This is a genomic window from Variovorax sp. PDC80 (genome assembly GCF_900115375.1).
Taxonomy (GTDB): Bacteria; Pseudomonadota; Gammaproteobacteria; order Burkholderiales; family Burkholderiaceae_C; genus Variovorax.
This window is the reverse complement of sequence record NZ_FOWG01000002.1, coordinates 737,250-753,098: the sequence shown is the minus strand read 5'-3', so window position 1 is coordinate 753,098 and position 15,849 is coordinate 737,250. Positions and strand designations below refer to the sequence as shown.

Below are 15,849 nucleotides of genomic sequence, written 5' to 3'. Positions count from 1 at the left end.
TGCGGCGTCCTCGGGCCGGCCCCGACGTCCGATCGCTTCGCCTTGATCCTCCCCGAACTCAGTCCCGAATGGAAAACCGGCCTCTCCCTGGCATGGAGCGGCTACATCGCCGTGCTGTCGGTCTGGATCGTGATGCAGAAGCGCGCGCCGGTGTCGACGATGAGCTGGATCCTGTCGCTGGCGCTGCTGCCGTTCGCGGGCTTCGTCATCTACTACTTCCTCGGGCCGCAGCGCCTGCGCAAGCAGCGGCTCAAGCGCCTGCGCACCCGCGCGAACGCCAATGCGCAGGCCGACCTGGCGCGGCTACGCGACGCGGCCGAGCATGCGCCACCGGCGCTGCAGCAGATGGCGCGGCTGGGCACCGCGACCTGCGGCATCCCGGTATCGAGCGCCACCGGCGTCGAACTGCTTTCGGGCGGGGCGCGCACCTTCGACGCGATCTTCGAGGCGGTGCGCGCGGCGCGCGACCACGTGCATCTCGAGTACTACATCTTCGAGCCCGACACCATCGGCACCGCGCTGCGCGACCTGCTGGTGGCGCGCGCGGGCGAGGGCGTGAAGGTGCGGCTGCTGATCGACGCGCTGGGCTCCCAGCGCATCGGCCGCAAGTTCATGGCGCCGATGCTGGCCGCGGGCGTGCAGGTGGCGCTGTTCCACGACACCAAGATCGGCCGCCGCCTGCGCCCGGTGACCAACTACCGCACCCACCGCAAGATCGTGGTGTGCGACGGCCGCGTGGGCTTCACCGGCGGCGTCAACATCACGGACGAGGAAGACAAGCGCACCCGTCCCGACGCCTACCACGACGTCCACCTGCGCGTGGAAGGCAGTGCCGTGCGCTGGCTGCAGACCACCTTCATGGAGGACTGGACCTATGCCACCGGCGAGGACCTGCACAGCTTCGGCGACGGGCTCGACGCCATGCTGCCCAAGGTGGAGGCCGGCGAGATCCCGGTGCAGATCGTCACCAGCGGGCCCGACAACACGCTCGAGGCCATCCACCGCATGCACGTCGAGGCGATCCACAACGCCAACCATCGCGCCTGGCTCACCACGCCGTACTTCGTGCCCGGCGAGCCCGCGCTGATGGCGCTCACCAGCGCCGCGCTGCGCGGCGTCGACGTGCGGCTGCTGGTGCCGCGGCGCAGCGACTCTGCCATCGTGAGCGCCGCCGCGCGCTCCTACTTCGACGAACTGATCGCCGCCGGCGTGAAGGTGTGGGAGTACAAGGCGCGCATGCTGCACTCCAAGACGCTGGTGGTCGACGACGACTGCGCGATGATCGGCACCGCGAATTTCGACAACCGCAGCTTCCGGCTCAACTTCGAGGTCTGCGCCGTGGTTTATGGTCCGGCCCTGGCCCGACCGCTGGCGGCGCAGTTCGAGACCGACCTGCACAGCTCGGCCGCCGTGCGCGCGCACCGGCCGCAGCCTTTCTGGCAACGGCTCGGCGACTCGATCGCGCGGCTGTCGTCGCCGCTGCTCTGAGGCCGGGCGCCGCACCCGGTATCCGCTTTCGCTTTCCCACAACGACATGACCGCTCAAACCTTCCTCTGGCACGACTACGAAACCTTCGGCGCCGTGCCGCGCCGCGACCGGCCCTCGCAGTTCGCCGCCATCCGCACCGACGCGGCGCTCAACGAGATCGGCGAGCCGCTGATGATCTATTGCAAGCCCGCGCCCGACTACCTGCCGAGTCCCGAGGCCACGCTGATCACCGGCATCACGCCGCAGCTGTGCCTCGAACGCGGCCTGCCCGAGCACGAGTTCGCGGCGCAGATCGAGCGTGCCTTCTCGCAGCCCGGCACCATCGGCGTGGGCTACAACACCATCCGCTTCGACGACGAGGTCACGCGCTTCCTGTTCTGGCGCAACCTCATCGATCCCTATGCGCGCGAGTGGCAGAACGAATGCGGCCGCTGGGACCTGCTCGACGTGGTGCGCCTGACCTATGCGCTGCGGCCCGACGGCATCCAGTGGCCGAAGAAGGAGGATGGCAGCGCGAGCTTCAAGCTCGAGGACCTCGCCAAGGCCAACGGCCTGCTGCACGAATCGGCGCACGATGCGCTGTCGGACGTGCGCGCCACCATCGCGCTGGCGCGGCTGATCCGCAACGCGCAGCCCAAGCTGTTCGATTTCGCCTTCGCGCTGCACCGCAAGGACCGCGTGGCCAGCGAACTCGGCCTGCCGGCGGTGCGCGAGACCGCGAAGCCCTTCCTGCACGTCTCGGGCATGTTCCCGGCCGAGCGCGGCTGCCTGGCCGTGATGTGGCCGCTGGCCAGCCATCCCACCAACAAGAACGAGCTGCTGGCCTGGGACCTCGCGCACGACCCGAGCGAGCTGCGCGACCTCGACGCCGACACCGTGCGCCTGCGCATGTTCACGCGCGCCGCCGAGTTGCCCGAGGGCGTGGTGCGGCTGCCGATCAAGGGCGTGCACCTTAACAAGTCGCCGATGGTGGTGGGCAACCTGCGCACGCTGGCGGCGCCCATGGCCGAGCGCTGGGGCATCGACCTCGACACGGCCATGCGCCATGCCGCGATCGCGCGCGACCTGCCCGACATGAGCGCGATCTGGGCCAAGGTCTACGAACGGCCGAAGGAGGCCACGCCCGATGTCGACGAGGACCTCTACGGCGGCTTCGTCGGCAACGGCGACCGGCGCCGGCTCAATCAGCTGCGCGCGCTCTCGCCGGCCGAGCTCGCGAAGGACCGTACCGGTTTCGACGACGGGCGGCTCGAGGAGATCGTGTTCCGCTACCGCGCGCGCAACTGGCCCGAGATGCTGAGCGAGGAAGAGACGCAGCGCTGGGAAGAGCACCGCGCGGCGCGGCTGTTCGAGGGCGAGGGCGGTGCCCGCACGGTCGAGGGCCTGTTCGCCGAGATCGATGCGCTGTCCGAGACGGTGGACGAGCAGGGCGAGGAACTGCTGGGCGCGCTCTACGACTACGCGGACGCGATCGCGCCGTCGCGCTGAACCTGCGGGGTCGTTCATGCCGATGCCATCGACGCGACGATTCCCACGCGGGCTCGCAGCCACGATGCTGGCGCTGTCGCTGTCGGGATGCGGCTCGCTCCCCGCATCGCCAGGCGCAGCGGCCTGCGCCCCAGGCCTCTCGCCCTTCGAGCGCGACACCCTCTATTTCGGCCGTGCCATCCCCACCGGCGGCCAGGTGTCCGAGGCCGAGTGGCTGCGCTTCCTGGACAGCACCGTGACCCCGGCCTTCCCGCAGGGCCTCACCGTGATCGACGCCGTGGGCCAGTGGCGCGGCGAGGCGGGCGCGGTGGTGCGCGAGCCCTCGAAGATCGTGGTGCTGCTGCATCCGCGCGACGACAAGGCCGACGCGGCCGTCGCCCAGGTCATCGCGGCCTACCGCCAGGCTTTCGCCCAGGAGGCCGTGCTGCAGGAAAGACAGGCCGTCTGTGTCCGGTTCTGAACAGAAGACCGCAGCGGATGTCGTCCGGCGGCTGGTGCCGGCCGACGCGGTGGCCTATCGCGCGCGCATGCTCGATGCCTACGAGCGGCATCGCAGCGCCTTCACCTCGACGGCGGCCGAGCGCGGCGCCTTGCCGTTGCGCTGGTGGGAAGAGCGGCTGGCGCCGGGCGACGACACGGCCGACGTGGTCTACGGTGCCTTCGACGCCGGCGGGCTGGTCGGCGCGGCCGGCCTGAGCTTCGAGCGGCGCGAGCGCGCACGGCACAAGGCGACGCTGTTCGGGATGTCGGTGGCCGAATCGGCCCGGCAGGCGGGCTTCGGCCGCCGGCTGGTGCTGGCGCTGCTGGACCACGCCCGCCAGCGACCGGGCCTGCGCCTGGTGCAGCTCACCGTGACCGAAGGCAACGATGCCGCCCAGCGGCTCTACGAACGCTGCGGCTTCCGGCCCTTCGGCATCGAGCCGCTGGCGATCGCGCTCGACGGCCAACTGCTGGGCAAAGTGCACATGTGGTGCGACTTGCTGCAGCCCGGCCACTCGCAAGGCTGAGCCCGGGGCAGGGCGGCTTCGCCCGGCTGCTACGATCCGCGGCCTTCTCGCTGCCGGACCGCGCCATGCGGCCTTCGTTTCGCCGAACCAGCCCGAATGCCCCAAACCTCCACCACCGATCTCTTCCTGGGCCCGAACGGCCTGCTGCGCCGCCACGCGCTCGGCCTTGGCGTGGCGACACTCGCGGGCGTCGGCGGCAGCGCCGCGACGGTCGCGCTGCTCGCGCTCATCAACCGCATGCTGCACGCCGAAGGCGGACTGGCCTCGGGCCTGGCGCTGGCCTTCGTGGGCCTCGCACTGCTCACGCTGGCCGGGCGCGTGCTCTCCGACGCACTCACCAACCGCATCGGGCAGGACATCCTGCGCAGCCTGCGGACCCGGCTCGCGCAGCGGATCCTCGCGGCGCCCATCGACGAGCTCGAGCGCTTCCGCACCCACCGGCTGACACCGGTCTTGACGCACGACATCGGCATGGTGAGCGGCCTGTGCCTGGGCCTGCCGATGACGGTGGTCTCCGCGACCATTGTGCTCGGCTGCCTGGGCTGGCTGGTCTGGCTCTCGTGGCAGCTCGCGGCGCTGCTGGCCGTGGTGATGGCGGGCGGCATCGCGATCCACCGGCTGGCGCTCGAACGCGCCATCGCCGGCTTCGACGCGGCGCGCGAGGGCGAGGACGCGTTGCACAAAGCCTGGCGTCGGCTCGGCGACGCGGCCAAGGAACTGCGCCTGAGCCGCGGCCGTCGCGCGCAGGTCTACCAAGGCGAGATCCTGCGCAGCGTCGACGACATCCGCCAGGCCAGCGTGAAGGCCGGCGATGCCTTCTCGTTCGCGCACGAGGCCGGCTCGGCGCTGTACTTCCTGTTCATCGCCGTGGTCTTCGGCGCGGCCCGGTTCTGGAACCTGTCGGCCGAGGCGCTCAGCGGCTTCGTGCTGGCGCTGCTCTACCTCAAGGGGCCGATGGACCAGGTGCTGGGCTTCCTGCCGTTCTTCGCACGGGCGCGCGTGGCGCTGGGCCGGGTCGCCGAACTGACCGAGCGCTTCGAGAGCCCGGAACCCGGGCTGGCCGATGCGGTCGTTGGCACGGGCGCGCGCCCGGCCTTCGCCGAGGCCATCGCGCTCAGCGGCGTTCGCTACGCCTTCGCGCCCGCGGAAGCCGAGGAGGGCGCGCAAGCCGCGCAGGTCGCCGCGCCGTTCCTCTTCGGCCCGATCGACCTGCGCATCGCGCGCGGCGAGATCCTCTTCATCGCGGGCGACAACGGCTCGGGCAAGACCACCTTCCTCAAGCTGCTGACCGGCCTCTACCTGCCGCAGTCCGGCACGCTGACGGTCGATGGCGAGGCGGTGACCGACGCCAGCCGCGACACCTACCGTCAGCTGTTCTCGCCGGTGCTCTCGGACTTCCACCTGTTCGAGGCGCTGACCGACGAGCCCGGCCTCACGCACGCGCAGCGCGACGACCTCGCGCGCGCTGGCCTGGCGCGGCTCGCGCTCGAGGGCAAGGTGGCGGTCAACGACGGCGCCTTCAGCACCATCGACCTCTCGACCGGCCAGCGCAAGCGGCTCGCGCTGGTGCATGCCTGGGTCGAGGCGCGGCCCGTGATGGTGTTCGACGAATGGGCGGCCGACCAGGATCCGAGCTTTCGCCACCAGTTCTATACCGAGCTGTTGCCGGAGCTGCGCGCCAAGGGCCACACGCTGGTCGTCATCTCGCACGACGACCGCTACTTCGGCGTGGCCGACCGCGTCGTGCACTTCCGCGACGGGCGCATCGCCGCCGCCTGAGATTTCAGGTGGCCTGGCCCTCGACCGCGGGCAGCGCGCTGAGGTCTTGCGACCAGTCGAGCGCCGAGCGGCACCATTGCCGGCGCCGCGGCGGCAGCAGCGCGCGCTGCGCCAGCGGGCCGATGCGCAGCGAGTAGGCCGGCGGCGTGTCGCTGTCCGCGCTCGAAGCGATCGGCGTGCCGCAGTGTTCGCAGAAGCTCTGGCGCCGCCGCGTGCCGCTCTCGGCCGTCTTCACGTAGACCTTCGGCGTTCCCGCGAGCAGCCGGAAGCTCGCGGCTGGCACGGTGGCCGACACGCGGTAGGCGGTGCCCGAGAGCACCTGGCAGTCGGTGCAGTTGCACAGCGCGACCTTCTCGGGGTCGACCTCGGCTTCGTAGCGGATGCGGCCGCAATGGCAGGCGCCCTGGACTTTCATGCGAGCTCCTCGTGGGGGATGCCGGCATCGTAGGAAGGACGGCGCGCGGCCGCAACGGCGGCCCCGATTTCCCCCGTGCGCACGGCCCTGGCCCGGCCCACGTATGCTTCCCGCATGGACGCCACCGCCGCCGCGCTCGCCGACTTCGCCACGCGCCATCGCAAGCTGTTCGTGCTGACCGGCGCGGGCTGCAGCACCGAATCGGGCATCCCCGACTACCGCGATGCGCGCGGCGAATGGAAGCGGCCTTCGCCCGTAACCTACCAGGCCTTCATGGGCGAGGAGGCGACCCGACGCCGCTACTGGGCGCGCAGCCTGATCGGCTGGCCGACCATGGCGCTGGCCCGGCCGGGTGCCGCGCACCATGCGCTGTCGCGGCTCGAGGCGGCCGGCCGCGTCGGCCTGCTGCTGACCCAGAACGTCGACGGCCTGCACGAGGCCGCCGGCAGCCGCGCCACCATCGACCTGCACGGGCGCATCGACACCGTGCGCTGCATGGGCTGCGAACGCCGCCTGCCGCGCGCTGAACTGCAGCGCGAACTGCGCGCGCGCAATCCGCGCTGGGCCGCGCTCGAGGCGCGCGCGGCACCCGACGGAGATGCCGATCTCGAGGGCCACGACTTCTCTGCCTTCGACGTGCCGGCCTGCGCCCACTGCGGCGGCCTGCTCAAGCCCGACGTGGTGTTCTTCGGCGAGAGCGTGCCGCGGGAGCGCGTCACCGCGGCCTTCGCGGCGCTCGAGGCCGCCGATGCGGTGCTGGTGGCGGGCTCGTCGCTGATGGTCTATTCGGGCTTCCGCTTCGTGCAGGCGGCTGCGGCGGCCGGCAAGCCGGTGGCCGCGGTGAACCTCGGGCGCACGCGGGCCGACGAGCTGCTGGCGCTCAAGGTCGAGCGGCCCGTGGGCGAGGCGCTGGCGGCCCTGGCCGAGGCGCTGGCGCCCGAATCGCGCGCGGCCTAGCTAGCTATCGCAACGAGCGGATGAAGCCATCCACCGCCGTGGTGCAGCCACCCGGCCGGCGGAGTTGCGCAAGCGACGCGAAAGCTCAGGCCTTCGGCAGGCTCCAGCTCGTCGCGTCGCCGCGGCCCGGCAGGTGCAGCGAGGCCGTCGCCGCCGGCGTCTCGGCCAGCAGCCGGCCCTTGCGGAACACCTTCAGGCGCGTGGCGCGCAGCCGGATCGCCTCGACGGGATCGCGCGCCTGCAGCAGCACGAAGCTCGCATCGCAGCCGGCCTCGAGGCCGTAGTTCTCGAGGTGCATCACGCGCGCGGCGTTGGTGGTCACGGCCTCGAAGCACTGGTGGATGCCGGCCTGGCTGGTCATCTGCGCCACGTGCAGGCCCATGTGCGCCACCTCGAGCATGTCGCCCGAGCCCATGCCGTACCAGGGGTCCATCACGCAGTCGTGGCCGAAGGCGACGTTGACGCCGGCGGCCAGCAGCTCGGGCACGCGCGTCATGCCGCGGCGCTTGGGATAGCTGTCGTGGCGGCCCTGCAGTGTGATGTTGATCAGCGGGTTCGAGACCACGCTCACGCCGGCCTCGGCGATCAGCGGCAGCAGCTTGCTCACGTAGTAGTTGTCCATCGAATGCATCGAGGTGCAGTGCGAGCCCGTGACCCGGCCCTGCAGGCCCAGGCGCTGCGTCTCGAAGGCCAGGGTCTCGATGTGGCGCGACAGCGGGTCGTCGGATTCGTCGCAGTGCATGTCGACCAGCTTGCCGCGCTCGGCCGCGATCTCGCACAGCCGCTTCACGCTGGCCGCGCCGTCGGCCATGGTGCGCTCGAAGTGCGGGATGCCGCCGACCACGTCCACGCCCTTGTCGAGCGCGCGCTCGATGTTCTCGAGCCCGCCCGGGATGCGCAGCGCGCCGTCCTGCGGGAAGGCCACCAGCTGCAGGTCGAGGTACGGCGCCACGCGGCGCTTGACCTCGAGCAGCGCATCGACCGCCAGCAGGCTGGCATCGCTGGTGTCGACATGCGAGCGCACCGCGAGCAGCCCCTTGGCCACGGCCCAGTCGCAGTAGGCCAGCGCGCGCTCGATCAGCGCCTCGGCCGTCAGCAGGGGCTTGAGCTCGCCCCACAGCGCGATGCCCTCGAGCAGCGTGCCGCTCTGGTTGACGCGCGGCAGGCCGTAGCTCAGCGTGGCGTCCATGTGGAAGTGCGGGTCGACGAAGTGCGGCGCGACCAGCTGGCCGGTGGCATCGAGCGTGTCGTGCGCCGGCGCGGCCAGGCCGGCCGTGACTTCGGCGATGCGGCCGTCCTGCACGGCGATCGACATGCCGGTGCGGCCGTCGGGGAGGGTGGCGTTGGTGAGGAGGAGGTCGAGCATCGTGGGGCTTGGGGATCGTTGTGGGGAGATTCGGCCTGGCGTGGCCGGTTGGCTGGCCTCAGCGCGTGCGCTGCGGCCGGAAGCGGTACTGGCCCGGTGCCGGGCCGACCTCGATGGTCACGCGCCGCAGCTTGTCGTCGTGCCCCGAGTCGGCCTTGGCCGTCAGGACGATGCCGCGCGGCGTGGCGCGGCAGGTCAGCTCGCTGAGCGCGATCTCGGCATGGTCGTTGTCGAGCTCGGCGATGGGGACCGTGTGCGCGGCCTGCAGGCTGCCGTTGGCGTCGCGCGCCATCCATTGCACATAGAGAAAAGACTGCGCGTACTGCTCGGCATGCACCACGCGGTAGGTGCCCTGGTGGTTCGGTCCCCAGGTGCCGCAGAGCTGGACCCAGGTGACGGCATCGGGCGTCTGGAAGCGGTCGTAGCCATAGTCGGTGCCCAGCGCATGGGCGGCCGTGCCGCACGCGAGCACGGCGGCGATCGAGGCGGATTGGAGGAAGTTCGGCATGGTGTGTGGAGGGCGATGGCGGGCCGTCGTAATTCTCTACTCAGAATTTTTTACCTTGCAGAGACAAAAGTCCGAGGGGTGCCGCTTACGCTTTGAAAACAATGAAGCGCGATGACCTTGACTTCGGACCTGGCGTCCTGGCACTGCCGGGGCATCCCGGCGGTCCATCATGCGTCATGTGGATGACCGGGCTGTCCGGCGCGGGCAAATCCACCATCGCGCAGGGCCTGCGGGCCCGTCTGCAGAGCGAGCAGGTGGCCAGCGTCGTGCTCGACGGCGACGAGGTGCGCGCCGGCCTGAGCCAGGGGCTGGGATTCAGCCAGGCCGACCGCAGCGAGAACATCCGCCGGATGGCCGAGGTCGCCCGGCTGCTGAGCCGGCAGGGCATGGTCGTGATCGTCGCGGCCATCACGCCGTTGCAGGCGCAGCGCGCGATGGCGCGCGAGATCGTCGGCGAGGCCTACCGCGAGATCCACGTACATGCGCCGTTCGCGCTGTGCGAGCAGCGCGACGTGAAGGGGCTCTATGCCCGGGCGCGCCGCAACGAGATCGCGGCGTTCACCGGCATCTCCGACAGCTACGAGCCGCCCGTGGCGCCCGACCTGGTGATCGACACCTCGGTCTGCCGGCTGGCCGACGCCGTGGAATCGCTGATGCTGGCTTTCGGCACGGCCCCGCGCGCGGCCGGTGCGCCGATCGGCGTGCACGCATGAAGCACCACCTGCTGATCGCCGGCACGGGCCGCGCGGGCACGACATTCCTGGTGCAGTACCTTGCCGAATGCGGCCTGGACACCCACATCGCGCGCGACCAGTACCGGGGCTACGACGAGGACGCCAACGCGGGCCTCGAGGACCTGCCGCTGAACGACCCCGACGCGCCCTACGTGATCAAGTCGCCCTGGCTGTTCGAGTACGTGGAGCGCGTGCTGGCTGACGAGCAGACGGTGGTCGACGCCGTCGTCATCCCGATGCGCGGCATCGTCGAGGCGGCCGCCAGCCGCACCGTCAACGAGCTGCGCGCGCGCCATGCCATGCCCGGCCTGCACGATGACTGCAAGCAATGGGAGACCTGGGGCACGACGGCTGGCGGGGTGGTCTATTCGCTCAACCCGATCGACCAGGCGCGCCTGCTCGCGCTCGGTTTCCACGAGCTGCTGCATGCGCTGGTGAAGCGGAACGTGCCGATCGTGCTGCTCGACTTCCCGCGTTTCATCGAGGACCCGGACTATCTCCACGATGCCTTGAGCGCCACGCTGGGCGACGGCGTCGACCGCGCTTCGGCCCTGCGCGCCCATGCCCGCGTCGCGGAGCCGTCGAAGGTGCGCATCGGACGCGAGCTGGCCGAGCCGGCCGCCGATGCCGAGGCCGTGGGCACGCCGCGTCTCGCGTTCCCGAACCATGCCGCGCTGGACCGCAGCGCGCTCAAGCGCGAACTGGCCAACGCGAGCCGCCGCGTCGCGCAGCTGGAACGGCAGATCGCCGAGCTGCGCAACTCGCGTTCATGGCGCATCACCGCGCCACTGCGTGCACTGGTGCAGCTGCTGCGCCGCGGCGGCGAACCGGCGCTGCCGGCCGCCACCCCTCAGCGTTCGCCCTTGCGGTAGGGCTTCATCAACGCCTGCGGATAGCTGGCCTTGCGGGCCACGAGCACCAGCGCGAGGATCGACAGCAGGTAGGGCAGCATCAGGTACAGCTGATACGGCAGGAAGGCATCGCCCGATTGCTGCAGGCGAAGCTGGAGCGCATCGAAGAAGGCGAACAGCAGCGCGCCCAGCAGCGCCTTGCCCGGCCGCCACGAGGCGAACACCACCAGCGCGACGCAGATCCAGCCGCGGCCGTTGACCATGTTGAAGAAGAAGGCGTTGAAGGCCGACAGCGTGAGGAAGGCGCCCGCCACGCCCATCAGCGCCGAGCCGGCCACGATGGCGCCGGTGCGCGTGGCCGCGACCGACACGCCCTGGCTCTCGGCCGCCTGCGGGTTCTCGCCGACCATGCGCAGCGCCAGGCCCAGCGGCGTGCGGTAGAGCAGCCAGGCCACCGCGGGCACCAGCGCCAGCGCGAGCAGGGTCAGTGGCGTCTGGGCGCCGAGCACCGGGATGTGCAGCCACTCCATGGGCGCGAAGGGCACGATGGTCGGCGGCGTGTTGACCTTCGGGAAGCTCACGCGGTAGCCGAAGTAGCTGAGCGCGGTCGCGAGCATGGTGATGCCCAGCCCCGACACGTGCTGCGAGAGCGCCAGCCCCACGGTCAGGAAGGCATGCAGCAGCCCGAACACGGCGCCCGTGAGCGCCGCGATGCCCACGCCCGCCCACAGCGGCGCGCCCAGGTACACCGCGAGCCAGCCGGTGAAGGCGCCCGCGACCATGATCCCCTCGATGCCGAGGTTGAGCACGCCGGCGCGCTCGCACAGCAGCACGCCGAGCGTGCCGAGGATCAGCGGCGTGGCGATGCGCAGCACCGCGACCCAGAAGGCCGGGTTGGCGAGGATGTCGAGCAGGTCGGTCATCGGCTCCTCCGCACGCGGTACTGGGTCAGCAGGGTCGCCACCAGCACCGCGATCAGCGAGGCCGCGACGATCACGTCGGCGATGTAGGTCGGCACGCCGACGGCGCGGCTCATGGTGTCGGCGCCGACCAGCACGCCGGCCACGAACACGCCGGCCGCGATCACGCCCAGCGGATGCAGGCCGGCCAGCATCGCGATCACGATGCCGGTGTAGCCATAGCCGGGCGACATGTCGAGCGTGACGTAGCTGGTGCGGCCCGCGACCTCGATCGCGCCCGCCAGCCCGGCCAGCGCGCCCGACAGCAGCGCCACCGAGACCACGGTGCGCGTCACCGGCACGCCGGCGAAGGCGGCGGCGCGCGCATTGGCGCCGACGGCGCGAATGTCGAAGCCCAGCACGGTGTACTTGAAGACCGCCCACACCATCACCGCGAGCGACACCGCCCACAGCAGCCCCGTGTGGACGCGGGTCTGGGCGATCAGCTTGCCGAGCTCCAGGTCCGACTGCAGCGACACGCTCTGCGGCCAGCCCATGGCGGTCGGGTCCTTCATCGGCCCGTCGAGCAGCGCCGACACGCCCAGCAGCACGATGAAGTTGATCAGCAGCGTGGTCACGACCTCGTCGACGCCGAGCCTGTTCTTCATCAGCGCCGGGCCCAGAAGCATCAGCGCGCCGGCCACGGCGGCGGCCAGCATCATCAGCGGGAACAGCAGCCAGGGCGACAGCTCGAAGCCGGTGCCGCCGTGCATGCCGCCCACGGCGACCGCGGCCAGCGCACCCGCGTAGAGCTGCCCCTCGGCGCCGATGTTGAACAGCCGCGCCTTGAACGAGACCGTGGCGGCCAGCCCGGTGAGGATCAGCGGGATCGCGCGCGTGAGGGTCTCGCTCCAGGCGAACACCGAGCCGAAGCCGCCCTGCAGCAGCAGCGCATAGGTGCGGCCCACGGGCGCGCCGGCCCACAGCACCAGCAGCGCGCTGATCGCGAGGGTGAAGGCGACCGCGCCGATGGGCGCCAGGACCAGCGCGGTGCGCGAGGCCTGGTGGCGTCGTTCGAGCCGCATCATGGCGTGGCCTCCTTCGCGGCGGTGGAAGCGGTGGCGCCGGCCATCGCCAGGCCGATCGCCTCGCGCGTCCAGGCCGAGGCGGCGCGTGCCTCGCCCAGGTGGCCGCCGTGCATCACCGCCACGCGGTCGCCGAGCGCCAGCACCTCGTCGAGGTCGTCCGAGATCACGAGCACGGCCGCGCCGGCATCGCGCGCGGCGATCAGCTGCTGCTGCACATAGGCCACGGCGCCGATGTCCAGGCCCCAGGTCGGCTGGTGCGCCACGATCAGGCGCGGAGCCTGGGTCGGGTACCTGCGTTCCTCGTCGCGGCCGGGCTCGGGCTGCTCGGGCGGCAGCAAAGCGCGGCCGAGGATCAGCTTCTGCATGTTGCCGCCCGACAGCGAGCGCGCCGGCGCCATCAGGCCGGCGCCGCGCACGTCGAAGGCCTGCTCGATGCGGCGCGCATGCAGCCGCGCGGCCGCGCGCTTCACGAACATCGCGCCGCGCGAGAACACCGGGCTGCGCAGCCGCTCCGACACCGCGTTCTCCCACACCGGCAGGTCGCCGACCACGCCGACCGCATGCCGATCCTCGGGAATGCGCGCCACGCCACGCTGCACCAGGCGCGCGGGCGAGGGCGGCAGGGCGCGGCCCATGAGCTGCGCGCGGCCCGCGGTGGCGCGGCGGGTGCCGCACAGCAGCTCGGCCAGCGCGACCTGCCCATTGCCCGAGACGCCCGCGATCGCGGTGATTTCGCCCGCGCGCAGCGTCAGCGAGACCTCGCGCAGCCGGTCCTGCCCGCCGCTCTTCGAGGCCGCGGTGCTCACGCGGTCGAGCACGCAGACCGCGTCGCCGACCGACTTGGCGGGGCGGCGCTGCGGTGCCTCGACCGCATGCCCGACCATCCACAGCGCGAGCTGCGCCTGCGTGGTGTCGGCCGTCGCGGCCTCGGCCACCAGCTTGCCGCCGCGCAGCACGGCCACGCGGTGCGACACGCGCAGCACCTCGCCGAGCTTGTGGCTGATGAAGATCACCGACAGGCCCTGCGCCACCATCTGCGAGAGCGTGGCGAACAGCGCCTCGCTCTCCTGCGGCGTGAGCACGGCGGTCGGTTCGTCGAGGATCAGGATGCGCGCGCCGCGGTACAGCGCCTTGAGGATTTCGACCCGCTGGCGTTCGCCCACCGACAGGCTGCCGATGGTCGCCTCGGGCCGCACCGGCAGCCCGAAGCGCTGCGCCACCTCGAGCAGCCGGGCCCGCGCGGTCGCGCGGCGCGACAGCGGGCGCCACAGCGGCTCGGTGCCCATGGTCACGTTGTCGAGCACGCTGAGGTTGTCGGCCAGCGTGAAGTGCTGGTGCACCATGCCGACGCCCGCGGCCAGCGCGGCCTTGGGGTTGCCGGGCGCGAGCGGCGCGCCGAAGACCTCGATGCGGCCTTCGTCGGCGACGTAGTGGCCGAACAGGATCGACATCAGCGTCGACTTGCCGGCACCGTTCTCGCCGAGCAGCGCCAGCACTTCGCCGGCACGCAGGTCGAGGGAGATGGCATCGTTGGCGACCAGGCTGCCGAAGCGCTTGGTGATGCCCTCGAGCCGGAGCACGTTGGGATTCATGGTGTGGCGGGCGCGGACAGGGCGCGCTCGCGGCAGAAATTGTCGATGACCCGGGCCGCGGCGGCGGGCGAGGCCTGCAGCAGTCCGTGCGGCCCGTCGAGCCGGACGATGCGCAGCGCCGGCAATGCGCGCTCGATGATCGCGGCCGCCTTCGCAGGCACCAGTCGATCCTGCAGCGCCTGCAGGTACAGCGCGGGCACGCGGATGCGGGGCAGCAGCGCGGTCACGTTCACGCGCTGCACCGCCTGCAGGCGATGCGTCATCACGGCCGTCGAGACCTTGCCGAGCGCGGCCTGCAGTTGCGCGCGCAGGCGCGGGTCGGCGCCGCGCCCCAGCAGCATGCGCTGCATGGGCGCCCGCAGTGGTGCCGCGTGCAGGAACTTCATCGCCAGCCCGAGCAGGCCGCCGCGCAGCAGCGCGAGCCCGGGCGCGGGGGCTCGCGCGAAGCTGCAGCACAGGATGAGGCCGCGCAGGCCCGGCGGCGGCGTGGCCGCGATCGCGATGGCGAGCGGGCCCGAGAAGGATTCGCCGAGCAGCACGAAGGGTTCGTCGGCCGGCAGCTGCGCGCGGATGCGGGGCTCGAGTTCGTCGTAGCCCTGCGGCTCGGAACCCGGGTAGCGCACGATGTCGACCCGCGTGTGCGGGTCGAGGGCTTCCTGCAGCGGTTCGAACAGATCGCCCGTGCCATCCATGCCGGGCAGCAGAACGAGGCGGATCGGCGCCGTCACTTCCAGGCAGCCAGGAACGCCAGCATGACCTTCGCGGAGTTGTCGGCCGCGATATTCATGAAGGTGCCCATCTCGTTCTCGCCATCGCCGCCGCCGGCCAGATCGCTGAGCGAGCGGAAGGCGATGTAGGGCACGCCGTTGCTGTAGGCCACCATGCCCACGGCCGCGGTCTCCATGTCGAGCACGTTGGCCTGGAAGGTCTTGAAGGTGTATTCGCGATAGGCCTTGTTGTCCATGAAGGCCTGGCCCGAGACGCCGTTGCCGCCCACCACGAGCTGGGGCTTGCGCGCCAGGCACTTGCCGGCGCTGCAGCTCGCGAGATCGACGTTGCGGATGCCGCGCGCCACCTCGAGCATCTTCGGGTCGGCCTCGAACCAGAACTTGCGCTCGATGCCGGGCCGCGCGGCCGAGCGCACCTCGACCGGGCGCGGGAACATCATGCCGAAGTTGGGCAGGGTGGCGTCGGTGATGAAGGGCGGGGCGGCGTACTTGCCGGGCGCGGTCTCGCGTGCCATCAGCACCTCGAGGTACTGGCCCCACTGGGCCGGCACCGTCACGTCGCCGACGTGCAGCGCGGGGTTCACGCCGCCCGCGATGCCGCTGAACACGATGTTCGTGACGCGGAAGCGGTTGAGCGCGAGCTGCGTGTTCATGGTCGCGTTGGTCATGCTGATGCCCGAGAGGAACAGCACGACCGGCTTGCCCTCGAGCGTGCCGGTGGTGAACTCGACCCCGTTCACGCCGTGCTTCGCCGCGCCCTGCAGGCGCGCGAGCAGCAGCTTGAGTTCGGGCTCGAAGGCCGAGATGACCGCGATGCGCGGCGTGTCGTCGAGCCGGGTGCCGCTGTTGATGCTGACGCCGGTGCCCTTGTAGACACCGACGCAGCCCGCGAGGCCGAAGGCCAGCACGCCGGCCGCGAGCAGGGAACGCCAGCGCAGGGTCATCGGG

16 protein-coding genes are annotated in these 15,849 nt (G+C 71.5%); 8 read left to right on the top strand and 8 right to left on the bottom strand.

Going from position 1 to position 15,849, the window contains the following annotated elements:
* Positions 1-42: 42 nt before the first annotated feature.
* The 5 genes from cls to BM109_RS08995 all read left to right on the top strand — a co-directional run bounded on the left by cls (position 43) and on the right by BM109_RS08995 (position 5,763).
* Positions 43-1,488 carry a cardiolipin synthase gene (gene cls / locus BM109_RS09015; protein WP_093342207.1) on the top strand — a complete coding sequence of 482 codons (1,446 nt, stop codon included), beginning with the start codon at positions 43-45 and terminating at the stop codon, positions 1,486-1,488.
* Positions 1,489-1,534: 46 nt separating this feature from the next.
* Positions 1,535-2,977 carry an exodeoxyribonuclease I gene (gene sbcB, locus BM109_RS09010; RefSeq protein ID WP_093342205.1) on the top strand — a complete coding sequence of 481 codons (1,443 nt, stop codon included), beginning with the start codon at positions 1,535-1,537 and terminating at the stop codon, positions 2,975-2,977.
* A 64-nt stretch (positions 2,978-3,041) separates the two neighbouring features.
* The gene (locus BM109_RS09005) at positions 3,042-3,437 is read left to right on the top strand and encodes a DUF3574 domain-containing protein (RefSeq protein WP_256222449.1); all 396 of its coding nucleotides are present in this window, start codon (positions 3,042-3,044) and stop codon (positions 3,435-3,437) included.
* The gene (locus BM109_RS09000) at positions 3,424-3,984 is read left to right on the top strand and encodes a GNAT family N-acetyltransferase (protein WP_256222448.1); all 561 of its coding nucleotides are present in this window, start codon (positions 3,424-3,426) and stop codon (positions 3,982-3,984) included. The genes BM109_RS09005 and BM109_RS09000 overlap by 14 nt, the downstream gene beginning before the upstream one ends.
* Before the next feature lie 96 nt (positions 3,985-4,080).
* The gene (locus tag BM109_RS08995) at positions 4,081-5,763 is read left to right on the top strand and encodes a cyclic peptide export ABC transporter (RefSeq protein ID WP_093342202.1); all 1,683 of its coding nucleotides are present in this window, start codon (positions 4,081-4,083) and stop codon (positions 5,761-5,763) included.
* Between the two features lie 4 nt (positions 5,764-5,767).
* Here BM109_RS08995 and BM109_RS08990 read toward each other — a convergent pair whose 3' ends face one another.
* Positions 5,768-6,178, bottom strand: a complete 411-nt coding sequence (locus tag BM109_RS08990) for a GFA family protein (protein WP_093342201.1) — start codon at positions 6,176-6,178, stop codon at positions 5,768-5,770.
* A 114-nt stretch (positions 6,179-6,292) separates the two neighbouring features.
* On the opposite strand from BM109_RS08990, the gene BM109_RS08985 reads away from it, so the two are divergent.
* The gene (locus tag BM109_RS08985; RefSeq protein WP_093342199.1) at positions 6,293-7,135 is read left to right on the top strand and encodes an NAD-dependent protein deacetylase; all 843 of its coding nucleotides are present in this window, start codon (positions 6,293-6,295) and stop codon (positions 7,133-7,135) included.
* Positions 7,136-7,220: 85 nt separating this feature from the next.
* Here the strand turns inward: BM109_RS08985 and BM109_RS08980 are convergent, their stop codons facing one another.
* Positions 7,221-8,501 (bottom strand): amidohydrolase family protein, encoded by a 1,281-nt coding sequence (locus BM109_RS08980; RefSeq protein ID WP_093342198.1) that lies wholly within the window; start codon positions 8,499-8,501, stop codon positions 7,221-7,223.
* A gap of 58 nt (positions 8,502-8,559) precedes the next feature.
* Positions 8,560-9,009 carry a hypothetical protein gene (locus BM109_RS08975; RefSeq protein ID WP_093342197.1) on the bottom strand — a complete coding sequence of 150 codons (450 nt, stop codon included), beginning with the start codon at positions 9,007-9,009 and terminating at the stop codon, positions 8,560-8,562.
* Positions 9,010-9,185: 176 nt separating this feature from the next.
* Here BM109_RS08975 and cysC point away from each other — a divergent pair, with 176 nt between their 5' ends.
* Positions 9,186-9,722, top strand: a complete 537-nt coding sequence (cysC, locus tag BM109_RS08970) for an adenylyl-sulfate kinase (protein ID WP_256222447.1) — start codon at positions 9,186-9,188, stop codon at positions 9,720-9,722.
* Positions 9,719-10,615, top strand: coding sequence for a hypothetical protein (locus tag BM109_RS08965; protein ID WP_093342194.1), 897 nt, complete (start codon positions 9,719-9,721; stop codon positions 10,613-10,615). The genes cysC and BM109_RS08965 overlap by 4 nt, the downstream gene beginning before the upstream one ends.
* Here BM109_RS08965 and BM109_RS08960 read toward each other — a convergent pair.
* The 5 genes from BM109_RS08960 to BM109_RS08940 are packed head-to-tail and all read right to left on the bottom strand — an operon-like array spanning position 10,594 to position 15,845.
* Positions 10,594-11,517, bottom strand: coding sequence for an ABC transporter permease (locus BM109_RS08960; protein WP_093342192.1), 924 nt, complete (start codon positions 11,515-11,517; stop codon positions 10,594-10,596). The two genes, BM109_RS08965 and BM109_RS08960, sit on opposite strands and share 22 nt — an antisense overlap.
* The gene (locus BM109_RS08955) at positions 11,514-12,578 is read right to left on the bottom strand and encodes an ABC transporter permease (RefSeq protein WP_177239300.1); all 1,065 of its coding nucleotides are present in this window, start codon (positions 12,576-12,578) and stop codon (positions 11,514-11,516) included. The genes BM109_RS08960 and BM109_RS08955 overlap by 4 nt, the downstream gene beginning before the upstream one ends.
* Positions 12,578-14,173, bottom strand: coding sequence for an ABC transporter ATP-binding protein (locus BM109_RS08950; protein WP_093342189.1), 1,596 nt, complete (start codon positions 14,171-14,173; stop codon positions 12,578-12,580). The genes BM109_RS08955 and BM109_RS08950 overlap by 1 nt, the downstream gene beginning before the upstream one ends.
* Positions 14,170-14,901, bottom strand: coding sequence for an alpha/beta fold hydrolase (locus BM109_RS08945; protein WP_256222446.1), 732 nt, complete (start codon positions 14,899-14,901; stop codon positions 14,170-14,172). The genes BM109_RS08950 and BM109_RS08945 overlap by 4 nt, the downstream gene beginning before the upstream one ends.
* Entirely contained in the window at positions 14,898-15,845 is a 948-nt protein-coding gene (locus BM109_RS08940; RefSeq protein WP_093342187.1) for a 5'-methylthioadenosine/S-adenosylhomocysteine nucleosidase, read from the bottom strand. The genes BM109_RS08945 and BM109_RS08940 overlap by 4 nt, the downstream gene beginning before the upstream one ends.
* Positions 15,846-15,849: the final 4 nt, after the last annotated feature.

Coding starts and splice junctions, on each gene's coding strand:
- BM109_RS08980 (WP_093342198.1), bottom strand. CDS start 8,501: ATGCTCGACCTCCTCCTCACCAACGCCACCCTCCCCGACGGCCGCACC.
- BM109_RS08995 (WP_093342202.1), top strand. CDS start 4,081: ATGCCCCAAACCTCCACCACCGATCTCTTCCTGGGCCCGAACGGCCTG.
- BM109_RS08955 (WP_177239300.1), bottom strand. CDS start 12,578: ATGCGGCTCGAACGACGCCACCAGGCCTCGCGCACCGCGCTGGTCCTG.
- cysC (WP_256222447.1), top strand. CDS start 9,186: ATGTGGATGACCGGGCTGTCCGGCGCGGGCAAATCCACCATCGCGCAG.
- BM109_RS08940 (WP_093342187.1), bottom strand. CDS start 15,845: ATGACCCTGCGCTGGCGTTCCCTGCTCGCGGCCGGCGTGCTGGCCTTC.
- sbcB (WP_093342205.1), top strand. CDS start 1,535: ATGACCGCTCAAACCTTCCTCTGGCACGACTACGAAACCTTCGGCGCC.
- BM109_RS08990 (WP_093342201.1), bottom strand. CDS start 6,178: ATGAAAGTCCAGGGCGCCTGCCATTGCGGCCGCATCCGCTACGAAGCC.
- BM109_RS09005 (WP_256222449.1), top strand. CDS start 3,042: ATGCTGGCGCTGTCGCTGTCGGGATGCGGCTCGCTCCCCGCATCGCCA.
- BM109_RS08985 (WP_093342199.1), top strand. CDS start 6,293: ATGGACGCCACCGCCGCCGCGCTCGCCGACTTCGCCACGCGCCATCGC.
- BM109_RS08965 (WP_093342194.1), top strand. CDS start 9,719: ATGAAGCACCACCTGCTGATCGCCGGCACGGGCCGCGCGGGCACGACA.
- BM109_RS08950 (WP_093342189.1), bottom strand. CDS start 14,173: ATGAATCCCAACGTGCTCCGGCTCGAGGGCATCACCAAGCGCTTCGGC.
- BM109_RS08960 (WP_093342192.1), bottom strand. CDS start 11,517: ATGACCGACCTGCTCGACATCCTCGCCAACCCGGCCTTCTGGGTCGCG.
- BM109_RS08975 (WP_093342197.1), bottom strand. CDS start 9,009: ATGCCGAACTTCCTCCAATCCGCCTCGATCGCCGCCGTGCTCGCGTGC.